The sequence below is a fragment of the Caballeronia sp. NCF2 genome, from assembly GCF_023631205.1.
Lineage (GTDB): Bacteria > Pseudomonadota > Gammaproteobacteria > Burkholderiales > Burkholderiaceae > Caballeronia > Caballeronia zhejiangensis.
Genome location: NZ_JALQDN010000022.1, coordinates 18,075 through 43,967, shown reverse-complemented (window position 1 = coordinate 43,967; position 25,893 = coordinate 18,075). Strand labels below are relative to the sequence as shown.

The window sequence follows — 25,893 nt, the reverse complement described above, 5'->3', positions numbered from 1 at the left end:
CGGTGAGTGCTGAAGCATCGCGTAGAGCGTGGCCGGATTCGTCGATTCCGACGCCTTCGACTGGCTCGCGATTGTTGCGGCCGGCGTCGAGCGCGTGCGCCGCGCGGGTCCGTGCTTGGCGGACCGGCTCGCGATTTTTTCGACCCGCGTCGCCCGCGCCGGTCGCGCCGATTCCTGCTTCACGACGCGCGCGTCCGACGCAGGGATGCGGTAAAAGGCCGGCTTCCCTCGCGGCGTCAGTACGGCTCGCACACGACCGCCGTTCTTTTCCGGTCCTGCCGTCGATGCCGCAGGTGACTTCGGATTGTCAGCAGTCACGATTCCTGGCGCGACGGAGTCATTGGCGGTTGCGGCCGGGAGCGAGGCGGGAGGCTCCGCGACCGAAGGCTGCGCGTCCGTCGCGGGTTAATCGGCCGTCGATACGGCGGTCGCCGCGACCGGCGCCGGAGCCGATGCGGGCTCGGCTTGCTGCGTGCGCGTCTCGCTCTGCGCGGCCGGTGCGGCGTCGCGCTTCGAGTCCGACGGATATCCGAGCACGAGCCATACGATGAACACGCCGCAAGCCGCCGCGATCGCAGTCGCGACCGGCGCGCTCAGGCGATAGGTCCGCGCGGTCTTCGGAGCGTTGACCGCCAGTTGGATGGGATCGGTGCGCGAGTCGCTGGCGTTGCTGGGGGCATTCGAGCCTTGCATGAGGCGCAGCATCGCGCGGGGAATGTCCTCTTTGCCGAACACGCCCCACAGGCTCGTGGCGCGATAGGGCGAACTGGTGTCGGACAGGCTCAGCGCCGGCGCATAAGCCGTGGCGAAGCGCGCGGCGAACAGCGCGACTTCAGATGCCGACTGGACAGGTCGCGCGCACGCGGGCGTCCACTCGCAACCGAATTTCAAGGACGGATCCTTCAGCACGCGCAGCGCCGGCAGACGCAGATTGCCTTCCACTACGATCAAGGGTTCGGACATGAAGATTCCACATGCATGCGCCCGGGCGTGGGCAACGCGACAACTCACCCGGACCATCGTGGTGTATGGAGACAGCACCGCGGGTTCGACGCGAGAATCGCCGAAATTTCGACCCGCGATCATACGAAACGGTCACGTCCCCGACGACCAGAAGATTCCTATTGTCGATTTTTGACAGGAATGCTTATTGACCGAGCCGATCCTCGTGTGCTCAGTCGAGCGGATACACGTATCGAAGAGAGAAAAGCGCGACGCCCGCCATGTGATCCGCTTCGCGCGCCGCGAGTTGCCAGCCGCGCGATTCGTAAAAGCCGATCGCCACGGCGTTCTGTTCGAGCACGGAAAGATACAGTTCCCGCGCCCCGCGCGCGCGTGCCCAGCGCGCCGCTTCCTCGAGCATCGCGGTGCCGGTGCCGAGGCCGCGATGTCCCGGCAGCGCGTGCAGATTGTCGACGAGCACGCTGCCCGCCGCATCCGGCTCGACGAGACAGATGAAGCCGACCGGCTCGCCCTCGTGCTCCGCGATGAACACGGTCGCCGCGCCGGCCGCGACATCCTTCATGCGTGCGATCCAGTGTTCGGCGCGCTCCGCGCTCAGATCGCGATCGAGATACTCGTCCGGCAGGATGCCCCGATACGCCGACGCCCAACTCGACGCGTGCATCGAGGCGATGAGGGCGGTGTCTTCGGCGGTCGCCGTGCGTAGCCTGATATTCGCGTTCATCTTTTGAGGTGCTGTCAGTTAAAAGTTAGGCATACGTAATCGTATTTTAAGCTTTATTTCGGCGATATTGCGCGAAGTTGTGTACAGTCGCGAGCGGCGCGGCGTTAAGATTGTCGACGTTGCACTTACAAAAGATGGCACAAGTCGTCCCGTCGTGGCGGCCGGCCGAGCACGGCGACCGTGTACGGTCTTGAGGCCACGCCGAAACCAAAACTGAGTGCGCCCACAGCTCTTTCGAGAAATTCATGTCCACAGCCCACGTAGCACCCGCCAACGAGTCGAAGTTCAAGACGGTGTTTCGCGTCGTCAGCGGAAACTTCCTTGAAATGTATGACTTCATGGTCTACGGCTATTACGCCTCGGCGATCGCCAAAACCTATTTTCCGAGCGGCAACGAATTCGCCTCGCTGATGCTCGCGCTGTCCGTCTTCGGCGCGGGCTTTCTGATGCGGCCGGTCGGCGCCATCGTGCTCGGCGCCTACATCGATCATCACGGCCGGCGCAAAGGCCTGATCCTCACGCTCGGGCTAATGGCCGTCGGGACCGCGTGCGTCGCGCTCGTGCCGGGCTACGCGACCATCGGTGCGCTCGCGCCGGTCATCGTACTAGGCGGGCGGCTGCTGCAAGGATTCTCGGCCGGCGTGGAGCTGGGCGGCGTCTCCGTGTATCTGTCCGAAATCGCGACCAAGGGCAACAAGGGCTTCTATTGTTCGTGGCAGTCGGGCAGCCAGCAGGTCGCCGTCGTGTTCGCCGCCCTGATCGGCGTCATCATGAACCGGCTCCTTCCGCCCGACCAGATGACCGCGTGGGGCTGGCGCGTGCCGTTTTTGATCGGCTGCCTGATCGTGCCGTTTCTCTTCATCGTGCGGCGCTCGCTGCGTGAAACAGACGAGTTCCTCGCGCGGAAGCATCGTCCGAGCATGGGCGAGATCGCGCGCTCGATCGGGCAGAACTGGGGCATCGTGCTGGCCGGCATGGGCATGGTCATCATGACGACGGTGTCGTTCTACATGATCACCGCGTACACGCCGACCTTCGGCAAGGAAGTGCTGAAGCTCTCCGCGATCGATGCGCTCGTCGTGACCGTATGCGTCGGCATCTCGAATCTCGTCTGGCTGCCGCTGATGGGCGCGGTCTCGGATCGCGTCGGCCGCCGCCCGGTGCTGCTCGTCTTTACGATTCTCACCATTCTGACGTCGTATCCGGTCGTGCAATGGCTCGTCGCGGAGCCGTCGTTCGTGCGTCTGCTGATGTGCGAACTGTGGCTCTCGTTCCTGTACGGCAGCTACAACGGCGCGATGGTGGTGGCGCTGACCGAAGTAATGCCCGTCGATGTACGCACGACCGGCTTCTCGATGGCCTATAGCCTCGCGACGACCATCGGCGGTTTCACGCCCGCGATCTCGACGTATCTGATCCACGCGACCGGCAACAAGGCCGCGCCCGGACTGTGGATGGGACTTGCCGCGGTGTGCGGCCTGATCGCGACGCTCGTGCTGTATCGGTCGCCCGAGGCGCGCAATCAGTACAAGACGGCGTGATCCGGCTGAACAGTCGAAAAAAATCCCCGCCGATGAAGCGGGGATTTTTTATGCGGGAAGCGCCGCCAGCGCCGCCGCGGTGTCGTCGATGACTTCGCGCCATTGCCCCGGCGCGCGCTGACGCACGAGCCGCGCGCCCGGATACCACGCGCATTCGGCGCTGCCGATGCCCCAGCGCCAGTCGGCGGCGAACGGCAGCATTACCCAGAGCGGCTTGCCGAGCGCGCCCGCGAGGTGCGCGACGGACGTATCGACGGAGACGACGGCGTCGAGCCGATCGACGATCGCGCCCGTATCGGCGAAGTTTTCGAGCCGGTTTTCCAGCAGATGAATCGATGCCGCGTTCGGATGCGCGCCCAGCAAGTCACGCTCGCGGCCCGTGACGAACGGCTGCAGCACGACCCAGTCGATGCCTTCGAGCGCGAACAGCGGCGCGAGCTCGGCGACAGGGATCGAGCGCGTTTCGCCCGGCTGCATCCGTCCGGACCAGGCGATGCCGATCTTGCGCTTGTGCTGGCCACCGATCGAGCCGCGCCACTTGCGCCGGTATTCGGCGGGCACGACGAGATAGGGCGCGCGCGCCGGAATCGCGTCGAGCGCGGTCATGCCGAGCGCGAGCGGCAGGCTTAACAGCGGACAGAACGCGTCGGCGTGCACCGGGACGCCATCTGACTTGCTCTTCAGTTCGACGCGCGCGGCATGCGCGGCAGGCGCGAGCAGCGGCACGAGCGCGGGCTGCACTTCGAGCACCAGCTTGCCGGCGAGCTTCGCCGCGAACGGCACGAAACGCGCGAACTGCAAGGTGTCGCCAAAGCCCTGCTCGGCGCGCACGAGCAGCGTGCGGCCCGGCATCGGTTCGCCGTTCCAGCGTGGCAGGCGCGGCGGCGGCTCGCTGCCGGGCGTCTGCAGACGCCACTCGTAACCGGCGAGACCGCGCGCGTAATCGCCGATGGCGAGCAGGGCCAGCGCCCGGTTCAGATGCGCGGCGGGCATCGAAGGATCGATGCGCAACGCTTCGTCGAATGCGCGCAGCGCCGCCTGATGCGCGCCGAGCGCAAGCCGCGCGTTGCCGAGGCACAGCCAGGCGACGCCGTATTTCGGATCGAGCCCGACCGCGCGCTCGAAGTGCGCGATGGCGTCATCGTGACGGCCCAGCTTCGCGAGCGCGTGACCAAGCCCGAAATAGCCCGGCGCGAAATGCGGATGCAAGGCGACGGCTTTCTGCAGCGCTGGCAGCGCGTCTTCCGGATGGCCGTGCGTTTCGAGGAGATTGCCGAGATTGAAGTGCGCGGCGACGTAGTTCGGCTCGGCGTCGAGCGCGGCGCGAAAGTGCGCGATCGCGCCGAGGGTATCGCCGAGCGCGTTCAACGCCATGCCGAGATTGTTGTGCGCGCCGGCATGACGGGGACGCAGCGCGAGCGCGCGCCTGAACGCCTGCGCGGCGTCTTTGAAGCGCTGCAGCGCGGAAAGCGAGTTGCCGAAGTTGTTCCACGCGGCGGCGTCGTTCGGCTGCAGGCGCAGCGCCTTTTCGAACGCGTCGGCGGCGTCTTCGTGACGGCCGGCCGCCGTGTAGGCGTTGCCGAGGTTGTACTGCGCGAGCGGAAAGCCCGGCGCGAGCGTGAGCGCGTTGCGAAAGCGCTCGATCGCGTCGTCGAGACGGCCGAGCGCCTTCAGCGCGTTGCCGAGATTGAGCTGCAGGCCGGCATCGGTCGGGCGCAGGTCGACCGCGCGGCGCACGAGCTCGGCCGCTTCCGCGTGCTGGCCCTGTTGATGGCGCAGCACGCCGAGATAGTGCAAGGCGTCGACATGATGGGGTTCGGCGGCGAGCGCGGCCTGATAGTCGCGCTCCGCGTCGGTCAGGCGACCGTCGCGATGGGCCGCGAAACCGCGGGCGAATACGGTGTCCATGACGGGGAAACTGCTGTCCCGGAAAAGCAAACCTCGCATTTTCCCACACCGGGGACAGCGCCCCGCCAAAGCGACGTTGACTTGTTGCGGCGATGGCACTTAACATATGAACATCTATTCATATGTTGACGATGTCCGTGGCTTCCGATCCGGTTTCCGATTCTTCCGCCGCCGTCCCGATCACTTCCGATGACCGCGTCGTGCCGCTCGCCGATCTGTTCCGTCTGCTCGGCGACCCGACGCGCCTGCGCATCGTGCTCGCATGCGTCGAACGCAAGCGCGCGGTGGGGGCGATCGCGGAGTTGCTCGGGTTGTCCGCGTCGCTGGTGAGCCATCATCTGCGGCTCTTGCGCGCGGCGCGAATCGTGCGGGCCGAACGCCAGGGCAAGCAGGTTTTCTACGTGGCGGCGGATCGCCATATCAGCACGATGCTCGCCGAGTTGCGAGAGCACATCGCGGAGCCGCAGGCCGATGCCGCGGACATCGAATGACACTCACCGAACAACGAGCACGCCGATGAGCACGCATCAGCACGACAAACACGAGCATCACGACGGGCACGAGCACGAGCACGGGCACGCGCACGGGCACAGGCACGGCGGACATGGACATCACCATCATCACGCGCCGCAGGAAGGGCAGGGCCGCACGTTCGCGCTCGCGGTCGGCCTGAATCTGCTGATCGTGATCGTGCAGGCCATCTACGGCTTTCTCGCGCATTCGACCGCGCTGCTCGCCGACGCCGGCCACAATCTCTCCGATGTGCTCGGCCTGCTGCTCGCGTGGGGCGCCGTGTGGCTCGGCAAGCGCCGGCCGAACGCGCGCTATACGTTCGGTCTCGGCAGCTCGTCGATTCTGGCGTCGCTCGCCAACGCCGCGCTCCTGCTGTTCGCGTGCGGCGCGATCGTCCTCGAAGCGATCGAGCGTCTCTTCGACCCGGCGCCCGTCGCGGGCCTCGACGTGTTCATCGTCGCGACGCTCGGCATGGTCGTGAACGGCTTTTCCGCGTGGCTCTTCATGCACGGCAGCAAGGAAGACCTCAACGTGCGCGGTGCGTTCCTGCACATGGCCGCCGATGCCGCGATCTCCGCCGCCGTCGCGGTGAGCGGCCTCATCATCCTGTTCACGGGCGCGAGCTGGCTCGATCCGCTGATGAGCCTGATCGTCGTGTCGGTGATCGTCTACGGCACCTGGGGACTCGGGCGCGACGCGATGCGCCTCGCGATGGCCGCCGTTCCGCCTTCGGTCGACATGTCGCGCATCGAGCGATATCTGACCGGGCTTCCCGGCGTGCGCGACGTCCACGACCTGCACGTCTGGGCGCTCTCGACGACCGAAAACGCGCTCACCGTGCATCTCGTGATGCCGCAAGGCCATCCCGGCGATGCGTTCGTGCAGGACGTCGTCACGACCTTGCGCAGCGAATATTCGATGCATCACGCGACCGTGCAGGTCGAGTTCGGCGAGGCATGCCAGGCGTGCGTGCTCAGCGAGCGCGGCCACGCCCACTGAGCGAGCGGTTCGCGGGCGTACACTAGAGCGCGTGACGTTTCAGGGAGGACCGACTGCATGTTCGCGCCAAAGCTGAATCCGAACGACAAGCTGGACGTGGCGCCCGTTCTCATCGTCGGCGCCGGTCCGACGGGCCTCGCCGCCGCGATGAGTCTCGCGCGCGCGCACATTCCGGTGAGGCTCGTCGACCGCGCGCGCGAGCCGTCGTCGCATTCACGCGCGATCGGCATTCAGGCGCGCACGCTCGAACTCTTCGAACAGCATCGCGTCGTCAAGCCGTTTCTCGAGCTCGGCCATCGCGCGCGCGTCGCGAATCTCTATTCCAACGGCCAGCGCCTCGCGCGCCTCGATTTCGATCCGCTGCAGACGCGTTATCCGTATCTGCTCTTTCTCGAACAGTCGCAGACCGAACGTCTGCTCGCCGAGCATCTGGCGGGCTGTCGCGTCGATATCGAGCGCGGTGTCGAAGTGGTCGATGTGTCGCAAGGCTCCGCCGGTCTGCACGCGACGCTGCGCCATCCGAACGGGCGCGACGAGCTGCTGCGGCCTTCGTATCTGATCGCCGCGGACGGCGCGCACAGTTTCGTGCGGCATCGGCTCGGCATCGGTTTCGACGGCAAGACGTTCGATCAAACGTACCTGCTCGCCGATCTCGATGCGGACTCCGACTGGCCCGACGACGAATTTCACATCTTCGCTTCGGGCGAAGGCTTGGCCGCGCTCTTTCCGATGGGCGGCGACCGCGCGCGCCTGATCGCCGATCTGCCCGCGCCTGCCGCAAGCGCGGTCAACGCGGCCGGCGCGAAAGCCGGCCCGACGCTCGACGAATGCCGCGCGCTCGTCGAGCGGCGCGTGCATCACAAGATCGCGCTGTCGAACATGACGTGGTCGTCGTACTTTCATCTGAATAGCCGCATGGTCGACAAGCTTCGCGTGGAGCGCGTGTTCCTGGCCGGCGATTCGGCGCACGTGCATAGTCCCGCCGGCGCGCAGGGCATGAACACCGGCATTCAGGAAGCGTTCAATCTCGGCTGGAAGATCGCTCGCATGCTCGCGGGCAACGCGCCCGAGCGGCTGCTCGACACTTATCACATGGAGCGGCATCCGATCGAGCGCGACGTGCTGCGGCAATCGAGCATGCTCACGCAGATGGCCGGCGCCGAGCATGGCCCGATGAAGCTGATGCGCGATCACGTGATGCCCGCGCTCGCCGCGATCGGTCCGTTGCGCGACGCGATGCGGCGCACGGTCAGCGAGCTGTCGATCAACTATCGCAAGAGTCCGCTCACGCTGGAGCGTCTGCTCGACGGCGGTCCGCGCGCGGGCGAGCGCGCGCCCGATGCGCGTGTGCATGTCGTCGACGGGCCGCTCGGGCGTTTGCCGGGCGTCGGCTGTCTTTACGATCTGCACGATCCCGGCTGCTTCTCGCTGTTTCTGCTGGTGAATCCGTCGGGCGAGGACGATATCGCCCTCGCGCCCGCGACGATCACCGTCGCCCACGCGATGCGCGATCCCGATCTCGACGGCCTCGCGCAGTCCGTCGAAGCGATCCTGCCGAACGCGGTGCGCGTGTGGCGCATCACCGATACGCAAGGCGACGGCGCGAACTCGCTCACCGACAACTATGGCCGCACGCGCCCCGCGTTCTATCTCGTGCGTCCCGATGGCTATATCGCGGCGCGCGGGCGGGCGCCGTCGGATGTGCACGCGCTCTTGCGTCACTGCGAAACGTGGTTCGGCGCGCAGGAGACGAACATCGAGCGGCAGCCGCAACGCGAGTATCGGGAGGATTGAAAAAGCCCTGCGGTGCAGGGCTTCGAGGAGTTTCAGGCGGTCGCAGCTTTCGGCGTCAGATCTATTCGATGCAGACTGAGCGCCTCGCGCACGATCGGCTCCATCGTCGCGCTCGCTTCCGGATTGTCGAGCGCGGCGAGAATCGCGAGCCGCATGCGCGGCTCCCAGAACCGGCGGATGTGGTCCGCGACGCTATCGACGGCTTCGGGGCGGTCCGGCATCGAATCGAAGAATTCGCCGATGCGGTTCGCCATCTCGATCAGGTTATCGACATCCATTGCTTATTTTCCTGAAGAAGTCGTGGCGAGGTTGAGCAGTTCGAGCTGCTGCGTGTTGAAGCGCGAATACTCCTTCTGCCATTGCGACGGCTGCTCGACCGGCATCACCTGCACCGCCGTCACCTTGTACTCCGGACAGTTCGTCGCCCAGTCGGAAGAATCCGTCGTGATGACGTTCGCGCCCGACTCGGGGAAGTGGAACGTCGTATAGACGACGCCCGGCTGCATGCGCTCCGAGAGCTTCGCGCGCAACACGGTCTGCCCCGCGCGCGACTCGATGCCGACCCAGTCGTCCATCTTGATGCCGCGATCTTCCGCGTCGACCGGATGGATCTCCAGGCGATCCTCGTCGTGCCATTGCGAGTTTTCGGTACGACGCGTCTGCGCGCCCACGTTGTATTGCGACAGGATGCGCCCCGTCGTGAGCAGCAGCGGATATTTGCGCGTGACCTTTTCCGGCGTCGCGACGAACTTCGTAATGACGAAGCGTCCCTTGCCGCGCACGAATTCGTCGATGTGCATGGTCGGCGTGCCGTCCGGCGCGCGCTCGTTGCACGGCCACTGGATGCTGCCGAGCTCGTCGAGACGTTCGTACGAGACACCGTGGAACGTCGGCGTGAGACGCGCGATCTCGTCCATGATCTCGGACGGGTTCGCGTAGTTCATCTCGTAGCCGAGCGCGCGCGAAAGCTTGATCGTCACTTCCCAGTCGGAGAAGCCCGCGAGCGGCGGCATCACCTTGCGCACGCGCGAGATGCGGCGCTCGGCGTTGGTGAAGGTGCCGTCCTTTTCGAGGAAGGTCGAACCGGGCAAGAGCACGTGCGCGTACTTCGCCGTCTCGTTCAGGAAGATGTCCTGCACGACGATGCATTCCATCGACGACAGCGCATCGGCGACGTGCTGCGTGTTCGGATCCGACTGAACGATGTCCTCGCCCTGGCAATAAAGGCCCATGAAGGTGCCGTGCATCGCGGCATCGAACATGTTCGGAATGCGCAGGCCGGGTTCCGGCTGCAGCTTCACATCCCACGCTTCTTCGAAGAGCGAGCGCGTCGCAGCATCGCCGATATGCCGATAGCCCGGCAGCTCGTGCGGGAACGAGCCCATGTCGCACGAGCCCTGCACGTTGTTCTGGCCGCGCAGCGGATTCACGCCGACGCCTTCACGGCCGACATTGCCGGTCGCCATCGCGAGGTTCGCGATGCCCATGACCGTCGTCGAGCCTTGCGCGTGCTCCGTGACGCCGAGGCCGTAATAGATCGCGCCGTTGCCGCCCGTCGCGTACACGCGCGCGGCTTCGCGCACCAGTTTCGCGGGCACGCCGGTGACGCTTTCCATCGCTTCGGGCGAGTTCTCTTCCGTCGCGACGAAATCGCGCCATTGGCCGAACGCGCGCTCCTCGCAGCGCTCGGCGATGAAATCGTCCTTCAGCAAGCCTTCCGTGACGATCACGTGCGCGAGCGAATTGACCATCGCGACGTTCGTGCCGGGGCGCAATTGCAGGTGATACTGCGCCTTGACGTGCGGCGTATCGACGATATCGATGCGGCGCGGATCGATCACGATCAGCTTCGCGCCTTCACGCACGCGGCGCTTCAGCCGCGAGCCGAAGACGGGATGGCCGTCGGTCGGATTCGCGCCGATCACGATGATCACATCCGACTGTTCCACCGATGCGAACGTCTGCGTGCCCGCCGATTCGCCGAGCGTCGTCTTGAGGCCGTAACCGGTCGGCGAATGGCAGACGCGCGCGCAGGTATCGACGTTGTTGTTGCCGAACGCCGCCCGCACGAGCTTCTGCACGAGATACGTCTCTTCGTTCGTGCAGCGCGACGACGTGATGCCGCCGATCGAATCGCGTCCGTACTTGTCCTGAATGCGGCGGAACTCGCTCGCCGCATAGTTGAGCGCTTCGTCCCACGACACTTCGCGCCACGGATCGGTGATCTTCGCGCGGATCATCGGCTTCTTGATGCGGTCCTTGTGCGTCGCGTAACCCCATGCGAAGCGGCCTTTCACGCACGCGTGGCCTTCGTTCGCCTGGCCGTTCTTGTTCGGCGTCATGCGCACGACGGTGTTGCCCTTCATCTCCGCCTTGAGCGAGCAGCCGACGCCGCAATACGCGCACGTCGTGATGGCGGAATGCTCCGCCTGGCCGAGCATGATGACGCTCTTTTCCTGCAGCGTCGCGGTCGGGCACGCGGCGACACACGCGCCGCACGACACGCATTCGCTTTCCATGAACGGCACGTTTTCGCTCGCGGCGACGCGCGATTCGAAGCCGCGTCCTGCGATGGTCAACGCGAACGTGCCTTGCGTTTCCTCGCACGCGCGCACGCATCGATTGCAGACGATGCACTTCGACGGATCGTAGGTGAAGTACGGGTTCGACTCGTCCTTCTTGTCCTTCAGATGGTTTGCGCCTTCGTAGCCATAGCGCACTTCGCGCAAGCCGACGACGCCCGCCATGTCCTGCAACTCGCAATCGCCGTTGGCGGGACAGGTGAGGCAGTCGAGCGGGTGATCGGAGATATAGAGCTCCATCACGTTCTTGCGCAGCGATTGCAGCTTGTCGCTTTGCGTGCGTACTTTCATGCCCGCTTCGACGGGCGTCGTGCACGATGCCGGATAGCCGCGCTTGCCTTCAATCTCGACGAGGCACAGGCGGCACGAACCCCACGGTTCGAGCGAATCGGTGGCGCAGAGCTTCGGCACGTTGACGCCGGCTTCGATCGCGGCGCGCATCACGGACGTGCCGGCCGGAACCGTGACGCTTTCGCCGTCGATTTCCAGCGTCACGTCGACATCCGCATGACGCAGCGGCGTGCCGTAGTCGCTTTCGTCGAACGGATCGCGGCGCTGCACCGATGCCGCGCTCTTGCACGCGCAGTTGCCGGAGCCGCAGCCGTTGATGGTGTTGGACATGTTTGTCTCCTTTTCTTTACGCCGCCTTCTGCGCGGGCGTGCGGGGCAAGCCGAAATCTTCGGGGAAGTGATCGAGCGCGGACATCACCGGAAACGGCGTCATGCCGCCCATCGCGCAGAGCGAGCCGGACACCATCGTGTCGCACAGTTCGCGCAAGAGCGTGATCTGCTTCACCGACGTATCGCCCTCGCGAATCTTCGCGATGACTTCCTCGCCGCGCGTCGAGCCGATGCGGCACGGCGTGCACTTGCCGCACGATTCGAGCGCGCAGAAGTGCATCGCGTATTGCGCGAGCTCGGCAAGGTTCGATGTGTCGTCGTGAACGACGAGCCCGCCGTGGCCGACCACCGCGCCGACCTTCGCGTACTCCTCGTAATCGAGCGGAATATCCCACTGGCTTTCCGGCAGATACGTGCCGAGCGGACCGCCGACTTGCACCGCGCGCGCGGGACGTCCGCTCGCGGTGCCGTCGCCGTAGGTATAGATCAGCTCGCGCAGCGTCACGCCGAACGCGAGTTCGACGAGTCCGCCTTGCTTCACGTTGCCGGCGATCTGGAAGGGCAGCGTGCCGCGCGAACGGCCCATGCCGAAGTCGCGATAGAAGGCCGCGCCCTTCGCGAAGATGATCGGCACCGTCGCGAGCGTGATGACGTTGTTGATGACCGTCGGCTTGCCGTACAGACCCGTGAGCGCGGGCACCGGCGGCTTCGCGCGCACGATGCCGCGCTTGCCTTCGAGCGATTCGAGCAGCGCCGTTTCCTCGCCGCACACGTACGCGCCCGCGCCCTTTGCGACATACAGCTCGAACTCGTGCGACGTGCCGAGCACGCTCGCGCCGAGCCAGCCCGCGTCGCGCGCCTTGTCGATCGCACGGTTCAGCGTCGCGATCGAATGCGGATACTCGCTGCGCACATAGATGTAGCCCTTGGTCGCGCCGACCGCCACGCCCGCGATGATCATGCCTTCGATCAGCATGTACGGATCGCTTTCCATGACGAGGCGGTCGGAGAACGTGCCGGAGTCGCCTTCGTCGGCATTGCAGACGATGTATTTCTGGTCCGCCAGCGCGCCGCGCACGGTCTTCCATTTGATGCCCGCCGGAAACGCCGCGCCGCCGCGTCCGCGCAGGCCGGAATCGAGCAGCGCTGCGCAGACGGCGTCGCCGTTCATGTCGAGCACGTTGCGCAGGCCATGGAGTCCGCCGAGCGCGACGTAATCGTCGATCGACAACGGATCGGTAATCCCGATGCGCGCGAACGTCAGACGCTGCTGGTTCTTCAGATACGGAATCTCATCGACGATGCCGACGTTCTTTTCATGCGCGCTGCCTTCGTGGAAGCCCGCATCGAAGAGCGAGGCGACGTCTTCCACGTCGACGTTCGAATAGCCGATGCGCCCGTCCGGCGTCTCGACCTCGACGAGCGGTTCAAGATAGAAGAGGCCGCGCGAGCCGTTGCGCACGAGTTGGACGTCGAGGCCGCGCTTCAGCGCTTCGCTCGCGATGGCTTGCGCGACGGCGTCCGCGCCCAGCGCGAGCGCGGCGGAATCGATCGGTACATAGATGCGGGTCATGCCGTCACCTCCGCGACTTTCGTCTGCGCCGCTGCATACAGGCGGTCGAACTTCGCCGGCGTCACGCGCGCGTGCAGTTCGCCGTTGATCGTCATCGCCGGGGAGAGCGCGCATTGACCGAGGCAGAACACGGATTCGAGCTCGGTCTCTTCGGCATGGCCGCTGTCGAAGCGGCAACCCGTGTGTCCTTCGATGTGATCCTTCAGCGCTTCCGTGCCCATGCTGCGGCACGCTTCCGCGCGGCAAAGCTGCACGGTCACGCGCGCGGGCGGGGCGGACCGGAAGTGATGGTAATACGTGACGACGCCATGAACTTCTGCGCGCGACAGCGACAGCGTTTGTGCGAGCGGCGCGATCGCCGTCTCCGGCACATAGCCGACTTCGTCCTGGATGGCGTGAAGAATGGTCATCAACGTCGCGCCTTGTACTGCGTGGCGACGCACGATTTCAGCGGATGCAGCGGCGGAAAGCTGCGGATGTGTCATGGGGCTCCTCCAACACTCGGCATATGTTTTGTTGGTACATATTTGGACGGATATAATTACGGGTGCCGAGCCTGTAAAAGAACAATAGGCGTCGTGATATATCTTGGCAATAGGAAGGGGGAGTGCATATGGTGGACGTCGAATGCCGCGCGGAGCTGATCCTGCGCGACGCGGATGGCCGGGAAACCAGTCTCAGCGCGGTTGTGCCGCTTTTGAAGCTCGTCGCGCAGACGGGCAGCATCGCGAACGCCGCGAGCGCTAAGGGTTTGTCCTATCGTCACGCGTGGGGTTTGTTGCGCGAAATCGAAGCGCGGCTGGGCGGTGCGCTCATCACCAAATCGCGCGGTCGCGGCTCGGTGCTGTCCGAACTGGGCGAATCGGTGTTGCGCGCGCAGCGCGTGTGCGGCGAGCGGCTCGAAACGCCGTTGCAGGCGGTGGCGAACGATGTGGCCATCGAGCTGAACCGGCGTCTCGCGGGCGGCGTCAGCCAGGTGCGGATTCACGCGTCGCACGGTTACGCGGTCGCGGCGCTCGTGCGCGCGCTGGGCGATCAACGCGTGCCGGTCGACATCAAATATCGCGAGAGCGCCGAAGCGGTGAGCGCCCTCGCGCGCGGCGAGTGCGAACTGGCGGGCTTTCACTTGCCGATCGGCGAATTCCGTTCCACTTGCGCGGACATTTATCGGCCGTTTCTGGACCGGAACAGGCATCAGCTCATCCGGCTCACACGCCGCACTCAAGGGCTGTTTCTGCCGAAGGGCAATCCGAAGCAGATTTCCGGCTTGCGCGATCTCGCGCGCGGCGACGTGCGCTTCGTCAATCGTCAGCCGGGTTCGGGCACGCGCATGCTGCTCGATCTGTCGTTGCGTAGCGTGGGCGTCGATCCCGATCAAATCAACGGCTACGCGACCACCGAGCTCACGCATTCGGCGATCGCCGCGTTCGTCGCGAGCGGCATGGCCGATCTCGGCTTCGGCGTGCAGCCCGCCGCTCATCATTTCGCGCTCGATTTCATCCCGATCATCGACGAGGATTACTTCTTCGCGTGCGAGCGCGCCCGGCTCGACGAGGCGCAGCTTGCGTCGGTGCTGCGTATTTTGCGCAGCGACGGCTTCACGGAGAGCGTCGCTCATCTGGAGGGCTACGATCCGGCGCACTGCGGCTTGCTCGTCGATGTCGACGAAGGCCTGCACGGCTGAAACGGAAACATGCTGTAAAAGAGCGGGGCGGACGCAAAACTGCCATCGACGGCGAATTGAGCTAACCTAACGCTTTGCTGTCGACTTCACTGCCATGAAACTCTCGTTGCTTGCTTGTTCTTCCGCCGCGCTCGTCGCTGGCGCGATCTATATGGTTCCCGTCGCCTTTGCCCAGAACTCGCCGGGCGTGCCGGGCGGCGTGCTGCAGGACCAATTCCGTTTGAACGAGCATCCGCAGATGCAGTTCGCGGCGTCGGCGCCGTCAGCGAAATATCAGCAGGGCAAATCGGCCATGCGCCGCCGTGGCGATAACGGCGATCCGAACGGCTGCAATCTGAAGTGTCCGCAGGACGGTTCGAACTAAGGCAAAAAAAGACCTCGCACGGAGCGAGGCCAAGGTACTTGGAATGACACCTGGCCCGCCGCAAACCTCCGACGTTCCGAAGTGCAGCTTCAGAATAGGCTGAGGCTCGGACGGCGAGAATCGGAGTTTTCTGAGTAAACCGGCTTCCGATCTGTTGGTCATTGACACAAAGCAACAGCATTCGGACCGCTCCGATACGAACGCAGCGCGTGGCCGCCTATTCTCTCGGACGTAGCGATGGTTGTCTCTGTCCTCGCTATGTCTCTCAAGGATGTTTGCCCCGCCCCCGTGCGGGGCTTTTTTTTCGTCTGTCGTTGTGCCTGCCGTGCGGCCAAAGAAAAACCCGCGATGCTTGCGCGATCGCGGGTTTCACGGGGGTGTTTTGGTGGAGGCGGCGGGAATCGAACCCGCGTCCAGAAGCGCTCTACGACCAGTTCTACATACTTAGTTCTGTCATTTGATTTAACCGTAACGACGCGGACGAACACGCTGCGTTACGGCGATTCACTAGATTTTCGACTCGGGCGTCGTGACGCCACCAAAGCTTATCTGACGTATATGACCTCTCGTGGTATTGCTACCCTAACCCGTCAGCGAATTAGTGAGAGGACGGCTAGCCCTTAGGCTGCCAGTGCGAACGTATCGTCGTTTGCAGTTACGTTTTTCCCATTGATTAACGAGGTGACGGGTCCTCGGTATGCCCTGACCGCTTCACAACCCCTGTCGAAACCAGGTCGCCCCCAAGCGGAAGAGAAATTATCCCACGAAAAGCCATATGAGGCGAATCGCGGGACTTTCAAGTCAGGCGATGTCACGCAGCAGATGCTGCAACTCCTCAGGCGAATCGACGACGTGATTGGCGTGCCAGCGGCGCGGCGGAATATCGTCGCCGCAATAGCCGTAGGCTGCCGCCACGGTGATCATGCCAGCCGCGAAACCGGCCTGCACGTCGCGCAAATCGTCGCCGACATAGACGATGCGCTCCGGCGCCACATCCAGCAGCTCGGCCGCGTGCAGGAGCGGTGCCGGATGCGGCTTCGAATGCGGCGTCGTGTCGCCGCAGACGAGGCAGCCCGCGCGCGTGTCGAGTCCCAGCAAGGCCACGAGCGGCGCGGCGAACCGCGTCACCTTGTTCGTGACGATGCCCCAGCGCACGCCGCGCGCATCGAGTTGATCGAGTATCTCGGCGATGCCCGGAAAGAGCGTCGTCTCGATGCACAAATCGGCTTCGTAATTGGCGAGGAATTCCTCGCGCATCGACGCGAAGTCGTGATGCTCCGGCCCGATCTCGAACGCGCCGCCGAGCAGACCGCGCGCGCCCCCCGACGCGAACGGCCGCAACGTTTCGAGCGGGCGCATTTCGAGGCCGCGATCGTGCCGCATCTTGTTCACCGCGGCGACGAGGTCGGGCGCGGTGTCGGCGATCGTGCCGTCGAGGTCGAACAGCACGGCCTGGCACAGCCCGAGGCCATCGCCTTCGGCAAGGCGCTGGGGCAGGGGATTCGTGTCTTCCGGAAGGGGCGTGGTATCGATGGTGCCCGTAGACAAGGGATCGTCGTTGGTCATGGCGTCAGGCTTCGCGGCGGCAAGCCATCATGTAGTTGATGCTCGTGTCGTTCGACAGGCCGAAGTGCCTGGAGATCGGCCGATACGTGATGCCCTTGATATCGACGGGCAAGAGCGAGGCGGCGCGCGCGAACGTGGCGAGCTCCGACGGTTTGATGAAGCGCGCGTAATCGTGCGTGCCGCGCGGCAGCATGCGCGCGATGTATTCCGCGCCGATGACGGCGAACAAATACGCCTTCGCGTTCCGGTTCAACGTGGAGAAGAAGACCCAGCCGCCCGGCTTCACGAGCGCGGCGCAAGCGGCAACGGTGCCCGCGGGATTCGGAACGTGCTCGAGCATCTCCATGCAGGTGACGACGTCGTATGAGCCCGGTTCGCGCGCGGCGAGCGCTTCCGCCGAGATTTCTTCGTACGCGACCTCGACGCCGCTTTCGAGACTGTGCAGATCCGCGACGCCGAGCGCGCTCGACGACAAGTCGATGCCTTTGACGTTCGCGCCGCGCGTGGCCATCGACTCGGACAAAATGCCGCCGCCGCAGCCGATGTCGAGAACGCGTTTGCTCATTAGATGCGCGTGCGCGTCGATCCAGTCGAGCCGAACCGGGTTCAGTTCATGCAGCGGCTTGAACTCGGCGTTCGGGTCCCACCAGCGATGCGCGAGCTCGCTGAATTTCTGCAGTTCGTGGGGATCGACGTTGGTCATGTTCGGGAGTGCCTTGTTTGAGTCGTGAATCGATTAGGACCGAGTATATAGGCGACGCAATGGGCGGGCAAAACGCGCCATAGCCGAAGCCTACCTGAATCGGCGGCCCATTAAACGAATGCGCGAAATGCTTCGGGCATAAAAAAACCCCCGCCGAGGCGGGGGTTTGATCTGCGGCAATCCTGCTCGCTATTACTGCTGCGGCTGACGCGTCGTGCCGACAACTTCGACTTCCACGCGACGATCCGGTGCGAGGCAAGCGATGAGTTGCTTGCGATTCTTCTGTTGGCAGCTACCCTTCGTGACCGGGTCGCGCTTGCCCTTGCCTTCCGTGTAGATACGGTTGGCTTCGATGCCCTTGCTGACCAGGTAAGCCTTCACAGCTTGCGCACGGCGCAGCGACAGACGATCGTTGTACTTGTCCGAACCGATGCGGTCGGTGTAACCCGTTGCAACCACGACTTCGAGGTTCAGCGCGCCGATCTTCGATGCCAGGTCGTCAAGCGCCGTCTTGCCAGCCGGCTTCAGAACAGCCTTGTCGAAGTCGAACAGGGCGTCAGCTTGATACGTGATCTTCTGCGTCGTGATAGCAGGCGGCGGCGGAGCGACCGGCGTCGGCGGCGGTGCAACTTGCGCGACCAGCGCGCCGTCGCACTTCGCGTTTGCCGTAGCCGGCGTCCAGAATGCGTCGCGCCAGCACAGTTCGTTCGTGCCGTTCATCCACACATACTCGCCCGTACCGTTCACCCAGTTGTCATTCACGGCTTGTCGCGAGGCCGGCACCGACTGTGCCGAGGCCGATGCAGCCATAACTGCGGTAGCTGCAATGAACGCGAGCTTTGAAAGTTTATTCATATTTCTCCTCTCGAAATTGAGATTACCGCAGGTTTACTGCGAGCCTGTAGACGAAGACAAGTCATACATTGCTCGAAGTATAACATTCCCTACGGAACAAAACGCGCTGTATAGACTTCGAGCAGTGTCTAAGTTTGTGCGTTGGCATTTTGCCATATCGTTCCCTTGCAACGATAAAAATATCCCCGCACGCTGCACGCCCGCAACCTTATGTGGTGCATGCGCAACAAGAAGGGGACAGGAGACGGTCAGGCCCGGAGAAGGCGCAAAATCCGCGCATATTGCGTGCCTGAATGCCATTTCCTGCGTGTTTTTATCGCGGGTACTTTATCGATCAGCAAAAAGACGAGGCGGCATGATAGCCCGCCGAAGTGACGAAAGGACGGAAATCGTTCCCCGGTTTTTGTAAGTAATTGGTACGACGTTGCGCAATGCGAACTCGGTGTGCGCATTCCGGCTGGACGCGCGCAACACACTGTATGTATACAGCAGTCGTCAGGGCGCCAATGTCGCGCATGGTAGAATCTCCTGATGCGCTGCGTTCGCACGCATAAATATGACATGCGCAGCATATGCACCGTACGCAGCGCTCAGAGGCGTGCGCCGCATATGGGGCGCGCAGCGTACGCCGGCTACGCCCCGCGGCAGCCTCATGTCGTGCGGCTGACGGGCGAGATTCGCGAAATCGTCGCGCGCTGCCGTGTCGCCGCTGCATAGTTCAAGACACGGATAATGGATCAATTCGCCAAAGAGACTCTGCCAATCTCCCTCGAGGAGGAAATGCGCCGCTCGTATCTCGATTACGCGATGAGCGTGATCGTCGGGCGGGCGCTTCCCGATGTACGCGATGGCTTGAAGCCGGTGCATCGTCGGGCGCTCTACTCGATGCACGAGCTGAACAACGACTGGAATCGCGCGTACAAGAAGTCGGCGCGTATCGTCGGTGACGTCATCGGTAAGTACCATCCTCACGGCGACGCGTCCGTCTATGAGACGATCGTTCGGATGGCGCAGCCGTTCTCGCTGCGCTACATGCTGGTCGATGGCCAGGGCAACTTCGGTTCGGTCGACGGCGACAACGCCGCGGCGATGCGTTACACCGAAATCCGCATGGCGAAGATCGGCCACGAGCTTCTGGCCGACATCGACAAGGAAACGGTCGACTTCGGGCCGAACTACGACGGCAGCGAAAACGAGCCGCTCGTTCTGCCGGCGCGCATTCCCAATCTGCTGATCAATGGCTCGGCCGGCATCGCGGTCGGCATGGCGACCAACATTCCGCCGCACAACCTGCGCGAAATCGTCGACGCCTGCCTGCATCTGCTGAATACGCCCGAGGCCACCGTCGACGAACTCATCGAGATCGTGCCGGCGCCGGACTTCCCGACCGCCGGCATCATCTACGGCGTGGCGGGCGTGCGCGACGGTTATCGCACGGGGCGCGGGCGCGTCGTGATGCGCGCGGCCACGCACTTCGAAGAGATCGACCGCGGCCAGCGCATGGCCATTATCGTCGACGAAATTCCGTATCAGGTGAACAAGCGCACGCTGCTCGAGCGCATCGCCGAACTCGTCAACGAGAAGAAGCTGGAAGGCATTTCCGATATTCGCGACGAATCCGACAAGTCGGGCATGCGCGTCGTGATCGAGCTGAAGCGCGGGGAAGTGCCGGAAGTCATTCTGAACAACCTGTACAAGCAGACTCAGCTGCAGGACACGTTCGGCATGAACCTGGTCGCGCTCGTCGACGGCCAGCCGAAGCTCCTCAACCTGAAGGAGATGCTCGAGTGCTTCCTGTCGCATCGACGGGAAGTGCTGACGCGGCGCACTGTATACGAACTGCGCAAGGCCCGCGATCGCGGGCACGTGCTCGAAGGTCTCGCTGTCGCGCTCGCTAACATCGACGAATTCATCGCGATCATCAAGGCCGCGCCGACGCCGCCTATCGCGAAGCAGGAACTGATGGCGCGTCCGTGGGATTCGTCGCTCGTGCGCGAAATGCTCACGCGCACCGAGACCGAGGCTTCGGGCGGCCGCGCGGCGTATCGTCCGGAAGGGCTGAATCCGGCATACGGCCTGCAGGAAGACGGTCTGTATAAATTGTCGGACGTTCAGGCGCAGGAAATTCTGCAGATGCGTCTGCAGCGCCTGACGGGTCTGGAGCAGGACAAGATCGTCGGCGAGTATCGCGAAGTGATGGCGCAGATCGCCGACCTGCTCGACATCCTCGCGCGGCCGGAGCGGATTCGCCAGATCATCGTCGAGGAGCTGGGCCAGATTCGCGCCGAGTTCGGCGACGACCGCCGTTCGCGTATCGAGATGAACGCGACCGAGCTCAACACCGAAGACCTCATCACGCCGACGGACATGGTCGTCACCATGTCGCATTCCGGTTATGTGAAGTCGCAGCCGCTTTCCGAATATCGCGCGCAGAAGCGCGGCGGTCGCGGCAAGCAGGCGACGCAGATGAAGGAAGACGACTGGATCGACACGCTCTTCATCGCGAACACGCACGATCACATGTTGTGCTTCTCGAATCGCGGCCGCGTGTACTGGATCAAGGTCTATGAAGTGCCGCAGGGCTCGCGCAACTCGCGCGGCCGTCCGATCGTCAACATGTTCCCGCTGCAGGATGGCGAGAAGATCAACGTCGTCCTGCCGGTCAAGGAATTCTCGGTCGACAAGTACGTGTTCATGACGACCGCGCTCGGCACGGTCAAGAAGACGCCGCTCGAAGCGTTCAGCCGTCCGATGAAGAAGGGCATCATCGCGGTGGGTCTCGACGAGGGCGATTACCTCATCGGCGCCGCCATCACCGACGGCCAGCACGACGTCATGCTGTTCTCCGACGCGGGCAAGGCCGTGCGCTTCGACGAGAACGACGTGCGCGCGATGGGCCGCGAGGCGCGCGGCGTGCGCGGCATGCAGCTCGAAGACGGGCAGCAGGTCATCGCGATGCTCGTTGCGGGCGGCGAGAATCAGTCGGTGCTGACGGCGACCGAGAACGGCTATGGCAAGCGCACCCCGATCAACGAGTACACGCGTCATGGCCGCGGCACGAAGGGTATGATCGCGATCCAGACGTCGGAGCGTAACGGCCGCGTCGTCGCGGCGACGCTCGTCGAGCCGGAGAGCGAGATCATGCTGATCACGACTGCGGGCGTGCTTATTCGCACGCGAGTTTCGGAAATCCGCGAAATGGGCCGTGCAACTCAAGGTGTTACACTCATCAGCCTTGACGAGGGAACGAAGTTGTCGGGACTGCAGCATATCGCGGAAGCCGAGGCCGAACTCGAGGCAGACGCCGGTTCGGAAGATTCTGCAGCGAAACCGGGCGACGCGGAAAATGGTGAAGGCGAAGAAAACGCCTGATATTTTTTGTGTCTCAACGCTCTCGTTATCGCTTTTGAAAGCTTGGATTGGTTAAGCTGCGCGACGTGACATGAGCGGGTTGCCGGCGTCGAAACGACAGGCAACGCTCGTCGCCAGTGCTGAACTGGATATTTTTTACAGGGAGTAATAATGCAAGGACGTTTCAAGCAGTGGATGTTGCTGGCCGCTTTCGTGCCGACCTTCGCGATGGCTCAGTCGCTTCAGAATCAGGCGCCCGCGCAAACGGCCGCACCGGCAGCCGCAGCAGCACCGGTTGATCCGGCCAAGCAAGCCGCGATCAAGGACCTGCTCGACGCGATCGACGCGCAGAAGCTGGTCGGTGCGATCGGTAACAGCGCGCAGATGCAATCGAAGCAACTCGTGCCGGCGATCCTCTCGGACGCGCTGTCCGAGAACAAGACGATGAACGACAAGCAGAAGCAAGCCGCCGTTCCGACGCTGCAGAAGAACGCAGTGCCGAAGCTGGTCGACTCCGCCGGCCAGGTTTTCGCCACCGACGCCTTCCGCAAGGACGCGATGCAAGCTCAGTACGACGCATACGCGAAGTACTACTCGACGGACGAGATCAAGGATCTGACCAACTTCTACAAGAGCACGACTGGCCGCAAGTTCATCCAGGTTCAGGACCAGGTTGGCCGCGACGTCGTGAATGGCCTGATGCAGAAGTACATGCCGCAAGCCATCAAGGCAACGCGCACGCAAGCCGATCAGGAAGTGGCGAGCGTCAAGCCGAGCGCCAAGTAAGCTCGATGACGTCGGCCTGACGGGAATCCGCCGGCGGGGCTCACCGCCCCGTGCATTGGCGGGTTTTCAGGACAGTGCGATAATGGCTGTTTGCGCGCGAGCGCAAGCAGCCATTTCTTTTTCGGGCGCGAAAACGGTGATTGCGCGGTCTTCGCTGCATTTGCCGCGCAATTCGCGCCTGCCGAATCGGATTTCCGGGATCTCCAGATGCGCGTGTTCAATTTCTCCGCCGGCCCAGCCGCCATGCCAGAAGAAGTCCTGAAGCAGGCAGCCGATGAAATGCTCGACTGGCAAGGCAGCGGCATGAGCGTGATGGAAATGAGTCACCGCGGCGCGGAGTTCATGTCGATCCACGAGGCCGCGCTCACCGATCTGCGTGAACTGTTGGACGTGCCGGCGTCGCATCGCATTCTGTTTCTGCAGGGCGGCGGCATCGGCGAAAACGCCATCGTGCCGATGAATCTGCTTGGCAAGCGGCAAACCGCCGACTTCGTCGTCACCGGTTCATGGTCGACGAAATCGTTCAAGGAAGCGCAGAAGTACGGCACGCCGCATCTCGCGGCGAGCGGCAAGACCGAAGAAGGCTTCACGCGCGTGCCGGCTTTCAGCGAATGGAAGCTGTCGGACGATCCGGCCTACGTGCATCTGTGCAGCAACGAAACCATCGACGGCGTCGAAGCCTTCGAGATTCCCGATCTGGGCGACATCCCGCTCGTCGCCGACGCGTCCTCGCACATCCTCTCGCGCCCGATGGACATCGCGAAGTTCGGCGTGCTCTTCGGCGGCGCGCAGAAGAACATCGGCATGGCGGGCGTGACCGTCGTGATCGTGCGCGAAGACCTGCTCGACCGCGCGCTGTCCATCTGTCCTTCGGCGTTCGAGTGGAAGACCGTCGCCGAGAACAACTCGATGTACAACACGCCGCCCACGTATGCGATCTACATCGCCGGTCTCGTGTTCAAGTGGCTGAAGAAGCAGGGCGGCCTCACGGCGATCGAAGCGCGCAACGTCGAAAAGGCGAAGCTGCTGTACGACACCATCGATTCGAGCGATTTCTACGTCAACAAGGTCGAGCGCCCGAACCGTTCGCGCATGAACGTGCCGTTCTTCCTCGCCGACGAATCGCGCAACACCGATTTCCTGGCCGGCGCGAAGGCGCGCGGGCTGTTGCAACTGAAGGGCCACAAGTCCGTCGGCGGCATGCGGGCATCGATCTACAACGCGGTGCCGATCGAGGGCGTGAAAGCGCTCGTCGATTACATGAAGGAATTCGAGCGCGAAAGCGCTTAAACCTGGCTTCAAACATCAAGCACCGCATGGACGACGATCTCAATTCAAGACTCAAACCGCTGCGTGAGCGCATCGATGCGCTCGACGCGCAACTCATCGGGCTGCTGAATCAGCGCGCTTCCGTCGCGCTCGAAGTCGGCGAAGTGAAGAAGCATTTCAATGCGCCCGTGTTTCGTCCGGAGCGCGAGATGCAGGTCATCGCGCGCCTGCAGGAAATGAGCGACGGGCCGCTCGCCGACGAGCACATCGCGTCGATCTGGCGCGAGATCATGGCCGCGAGCCGCGCGCTCGAACAGACGATCAGCGCTGCGTTCCTCGGCCCGGTCGGCACCTATAGCGAACAGGCGATGTTCGAATACTTCGGGCATTCGATTCAGGGCGTGCCGTGCCCGTCGATCGACGAAGTGTTCCGCGCCGTCGAGGCGGGCGCGGCGCAGTACGGCGTCGTGCCGGTCGAGAATTCGGCGGAAGGGGCGGTGTCGCGCACGCTGGATCTGCTGCTGCAGACGTCGCTCTTGATCGGCGGCGAACTCGCGTTGCCGATCCATCACAATCTGCTGACCGCGTCCGGCACGCTCGACGGCGTGAAGCGCGTATGCGCGCATCCGCAGGCGCTCGCGCAGTGCCAGCGCTGGCTGTCCGCGAACGCGCCGCATCTGGAACGGCAAGCGGTGTCGAGCAACGCGGAAGCCGCGCGCATGGCGGTCGAAGATCCGACGGTCGCGGCCATCGCCGGCGATCGCGCCGCGACGCATTACGGCCTCGGCGTCGTGTTCTCGATGATTCAGGACGATCCGCACAATCGCACGCGATTCGTGATCGTCGGCAAGCAGCCGACGGATTCGAGCGGCCACGATCAGACGTCGCTCATCGTCACGGTGAAGAACGAATCCGGCGCGGTCTTCAAGCTGCTCGAGCCGCTCGCGAAACACGGCGTTTCGATGACGCGCTTCGAGTCGCGTCCCGCGCGTTCGGGCGCGTGGGAGTACTACTTTTATATCGACATCGAAGGCCATCGCGACGATGCCGCGGTTGCGGCCGCGCTCGACGAACTCGGGCGCAAGTCCGCGTTCCTGAAGATTCTCGGTTCGTATCCGCGGGCGCGTTGAGCGGCCGCTTCGTTTTCAGCTTCAGGCTGCATCGATGTTCTCTTTCAATAAACTGGTTATCTTCGGCGTCGGCCTGATCGGCGGATCGCTCTCGCGCGCGTTGCGTGAGCGCGCGGGGCTCGAAGGTCGCGTCGTCGGCGTGGGTCGGTCGCGTGCGTCGGTCGAGCGCGCCATCGAACTCGGCGTGATCGACGAAGCCGCCGCGCTCAACGACGACGCCGCGCTCGTCAAGGCGCTCGAAGGCGCCGACGTGGTATTGCTCGCCGCGCCCGTCGCGCAGACCGAGCCGCTGCTCGCGCGCATCGCGCCGTTTCTCGACGCGCGAACCATCGTCACCGACGCCGGCAGCACGAAATCCGATGTCGTCGCGGCGGCGAAGCGCGCGCTCGGTGCGCGCGTCGCGCTGTTCGTGCCGGGCCATCCGATCGCCGGGCGCGAGTCGAGCGGCGTCGATGCGGCATTGCCCGATCTGTACGTCGATCGCAATGTGGTGCTGTGTCCGCTGCCGGAAAATGCGGCGGATGGCGTCGAACGCATCGCGTCGATGTGGCGCGCGAGCGGCGCGTGCGTGCGTCAGATGAGCGAGGCGCAGCACGATCGCGTGTTCGCGTCGGTGAGTCATTTGCCGCACGTGCTCTCGTTCGCGCTCGTCGATCAGATTCTCGACACGCCCGATGCCGATCTGAAATTCTCGTTCGCCGCGGGCGGCTTTCGCGATTTCACGCGCATCGCGGCGTCGAGTCCCGAAATGTGGCGCGATATCTGTCTCGCGAACCGCGCCGCGCTGCTCGCCGAGCTCGACGATTACACCGCGGTGCTCGCGCGTTTTCGCGCGGCGATCGACGCCTCGGACGGCGCGGCGCTCGAAGCGGCGTTCGCGCGTTCGCGCGTCGCCCGGAAAGAATGGCAGGAACGCGGCGGCATCAAGCCTTCGAACGACATCGCCGCCAAGTAAGCCGCGAAACAA

22 protein-coding genes and 1 other RNA gene are annotated in these 25,893 nt (G+C 63.9%); 12 read left to right on the top strand and 11 right to left on the bottom strand.

The window, feature by feature from the left end; genetic code table 11:
* Window positions 1–28: 28 nt before the first annotated feature.
* Window positions 29–214: a hypothetical protein gene (locus NCS02_RS10665; protein WP_008342448.1), complete on the top strand. Its 186-nt coding sequence runs from the start codon at window positions 29–31 to the stop codon at window positions 212–214.
* A gap of 191 nt (window positions 215–405) precedes the next feature.
* On the opposite strand, the gene NCS02_RS10660 is transcribed toward NCS02_RS10665, so the two are convergent.
* On the bottom strand, window positions 406–963 hold the full coding sequence (locus tag NCS02_RS10660) for a hypothetical protein (protein WP_008342447.1): 558 nt from the start codon (window positions 961–963) through the stop codon (window positions 406–408).
* A gap of 211 nt (window positions 964–1,174) precedes the next feature.
* Window positions 1,175–1,687, bottom strand: a complete 513-nt coding sequence (locus tag NCS02_RS10655; protein ID WP_008342446.1) for a GNAT family N-acetyltransferase — start codon at window positions 1,685–1,687, stop codon at window positions 1,175–1,177.
* A gap of 245 nt (window positions 1,688–1,932) precedes the next feature.
* On the opposite strand from NCS02_RS10655, the gene NCS02_RS10650 reads away from it, so the two are divergent.
* Window positions 1,933–3,228, top strand: coding sequence for an MFS transporter (locus NCS02_RS10650; protein ID WP_008342445.1), 1,296 nt, complete (start codon window positions 1,933–1,935; stop codon window positions 3,226–3,228).
* 48 nt (window positions 3,229–3,276) lie between these two features.
* Here NCS02_RS10650 and NCS02_RS10645 read toward each other — a convergent pair whose 3' ends face one another.
* Window positions 3,277–5,136: a tetratricopeptide repeat protein gene (locus NCS02_RS10645; RefSeq protein WP_008342444.1), complete on the bottom strand. Its 1,860-nt coding sequence runs from the start codon at window positions 5,134–5,136 to the stop codon at window positions 3,277–3,279.
* 131 nt (window positions 5,137–5,267) lie between these two features.
* Between NCS02_RS10645 and NCS02_RS10640 the strand changes: the two genes are divergently transcribed.
* Genes NCS02_RS10640 through NCS02_RS10630 form a run of 3 tightly spaced genes read left to right on the top strand, consistent with a single transcriptional unit; the run spans window position 5,268 to window position 8,442 of the window.
* Window positions 5,268–5,627 (top strand): ArsR/SmtB family transcription factor, encoded by a 360-nt coding sequence (locus NCS02_RS10640; RefSeq protein WP_085955275.1) that lies wholly within the window; start codon window positions 5,268–5,270, stop codon window positions 5,625–5,627.
* Between the two features lie 25 nt (window positions 5,628–5,652).
* Complete coding sequence (locus NCS02_RS10635; RefSeq protein WP_008342442.1) at window positions 5,653–6,648, top strand: cation diffusion facilitator family transporter; 996 nt, start codon at window positions 5,653–5,655, stop codon at window positions 6,646–6,648.
* Between the two features lie 57 nt (window positions 6,649–6,705).
* Window positions 6,706–8,442 carry an FAD-dependent monooxygenase gene (locus tag NCS02_RS10630; protein ID WP_008342441.1) on the top strand — a complete coding sequence of 579 codons (1,737 nt, stop codon included), beginning with the start codon at window positions 6,706–6,708 and terminating at the stop codon, window positions 8,440–8,442.
* A gap of 32 nt (window positions 8,443–8,474) precedes the next feature.
* Here NCS02_RS10630 and NCS02_RS10625 read toward each other — a convergent pair whose 3' ends face one another.
* The 4 genes from NCS02_RS10625 to NCS02_RS10610 are packed head-to-tail and all read right to left on the bottom strand — an operon-like array spanning window position 8,475 to window position 13,703.
* On the bottom strand, window positions 8,475–8,720 hold the full coding sequence (locus NCS02_RS10625) for a formate dehydrogenase subunit delta (protein ID WP_008342440.1): 246 nt from the start codon (window positions 8,718–8,720) through the stop codon (window positions 8,475–8,477).
* Between the two features lie 3 nt (window positions 8,721–8,723).
* Complete coding sequence (gene fdhF, locus NCS02_RS10620) at window positions 8,724–11,645, bottom strand: formate dehydrogenase subunit alpha (protein WP_250523067.1); 2,922 nt, start codon at window positions 11,643–11,645, stop codon at window positions 8,724–8,726.
* A 16-nt stretch (window positions 11,646–11,661) separates the two neighbouring features.
* Entirely contained in the window at window positions 11,662–13,218 is a 1,557-nt protein-coding gene (locus tag NCS02_RS10615; RefSeq protein WP_008342438.1) for a formate dehydrogenase beta subunit, read from the bottom strand.
* Window positions 13,215–13,703 carry an NAD(P)H-dependent oxidoreductase subunit E gene (locus NCS02_RS10610; RefSeq protein WP_008342437.1) on the bottom strand — a complete coding sequence of 163 codons (489 nt, stop codon included), beginning with the start codon at window positions 13,701–13,703 and terminating at the stop codon, window positions 13,215–13,217. Before NCS02_RS10610 ends, NCS02_RS10615 begins: the two co-directional genes overlap by 4 nt.
* Before the next feature lie 128 nt (window positions 13,704–13,831).
* On the opposite strand from NCS02_RS10610, the gene NCS02_RS10605 reads away from it, so the two are divergent.
* Window positions 13,832–14,902, top strand: a complete 1,071-nt coding sequence (locus tag NCS02_RS10605) for a substrate-binding domain-containing protein (protein ID WP_008342436.1) — start codon at window positions 13,832–13,834, stop codon at window positions 14,900–14,902.
* Between the two features lie 94 nt (window positions 14,903–14,996).
* A complete protein-coding gene (locus NCS02_RS10600) occupies window positions 14,997–15,266 on the top strand; it encodes a hypothetical protein (protein WP_008342435.1) in 270 nt (89 codons plus the stop codon).
* A gap of 383 nt (window positions 15,267–15,649) precedes the next feature.
* On the opposite strand, the gene ssrA is transcribed toward NCS02_RS10600, so the two are convergent.
* From ssrA to ompA, 4 genes are all read right to left on the bottom strand, one after another.
* Window positions 15,650–16,008: a transfer-messenger RNA gene (gene ssrA / locus NCS02_RS10595) on the bottom strand.
* 59 nt (window positions 16,009–16,067) lie between these two features.
* Window positions 16,068–16,832 carry a phosphoglycolate phosphatase gene (gene gph / locus NCS02_RS10590; protein WP_008342397.1) on the bottom strand — a complete coding sequence of 255 codons (765 nt, stop codon included), beginning with the start codon at window positions 16,830–16,832 and terminating at the stop codon, window positions 16,068–16,070.
* 4 nt (window positions 16,833–16,836) lie between these two features.
* The gene (ubiG, locus tag NCS02_RS10585) at window positions 16,837–17,535 is read right to left on the bottom strand and encodes a bifunctional 2-polyprenyl-6-hydroxyphenol methylase/3-demethylubiquinol 3-O-methyltransferase UbiG (protein WP_008342396.1); all 699 of its coding nucleotides are present in this window, start codon (window positions 17,533–17,535) and stop codon (window positions 16,837–16,839) included.
* Between the two features lie 192 nt (window positions 17,536–17,727).
* Complete coding sequence (ompA, locus tag NCS02_RS10580; RefSeq protein ID WP_033537188.1) at window positions 17,728–18,390, bottom strand: outer membrane protein OmpA; 663 nt, start codon at window positions 18,388–18,390, stop codon at window positions 17,728–17,730.
* A gap of 732 nt (window positions 18,391–19,122) precedes the next feature.
* On the opposite strand from ompA, the gene gyrA reads away from it, so the two are divergent.
* The 5 genes from gyrA (at window position 19,123) to NCS02_RS10555 (ending at window position 25,881) form a co-directional block, all read left to right on the top strand.
* Window positions 19,123–21,762, top strand: a complete 2,640-nt coding sequence (gene gyrA, locus NCS02_RS10575) for a DNA gyrase subunit A (protein ID WP_008342391.1) — start codon at window positions 19,123–19,125, stop codon at window positions 21,760–21,762.
* Between the two features lie 150 nt (window positions 21,763–21,912).
* Window positions 21,913–22,527, top strand: coding sequence for a DUF2059 domain-containing protein (locus NCS02_RS10570; RefSeq protein WP_008342389.1), 615 nt, complete (start codon window positions 21,913–21,915; stop codon window positions 22,525–22,527).
* Between the two features lie 207 nt (window positions 22,528–22,734).
* Window positions 22,735–23,817: a 3-phosphoserine/phosphohydroxythreonine transaminase gene (gene serC, locus NCS02_RS10565; RefSeq protein ID WP_008342388.1), complete on the top strand. Its 1,083-nt coding sequence runs from the start codon at window positions 22,735–22,737 to the stop codon at window positions 23,815–23,817.
* Window positions 23,818–23,843: 26 nt separating this feature from the next.
* Window positions 23,844–24,926, top strand: a complete 1,083-nt coding sequence (gene pheA, locus NCS02_RS10560) for a prephenate dehydratase (RefSeq protein ID WP_008342386.1) — start codon at window positions 23,844–23,846, stop codon at window positions 24,924–24,926.
* A 34-nt stretch (window positions 24,927–24,960) separates the two neighbouring features.
* Window positions 24,961–25,881 (top strand): prephenate dehydrogenase, encoded by a 921-nt coding sequence (locus tag NCS02_RS10555; protein ID WP_008342384.1) that lies wholly within the window; start codon window positions 24,961–24,963, stop codon window positions 25,879–25,881.
* Window positions 25,882–25,893 lie beyond the last annotated feature (12 nt).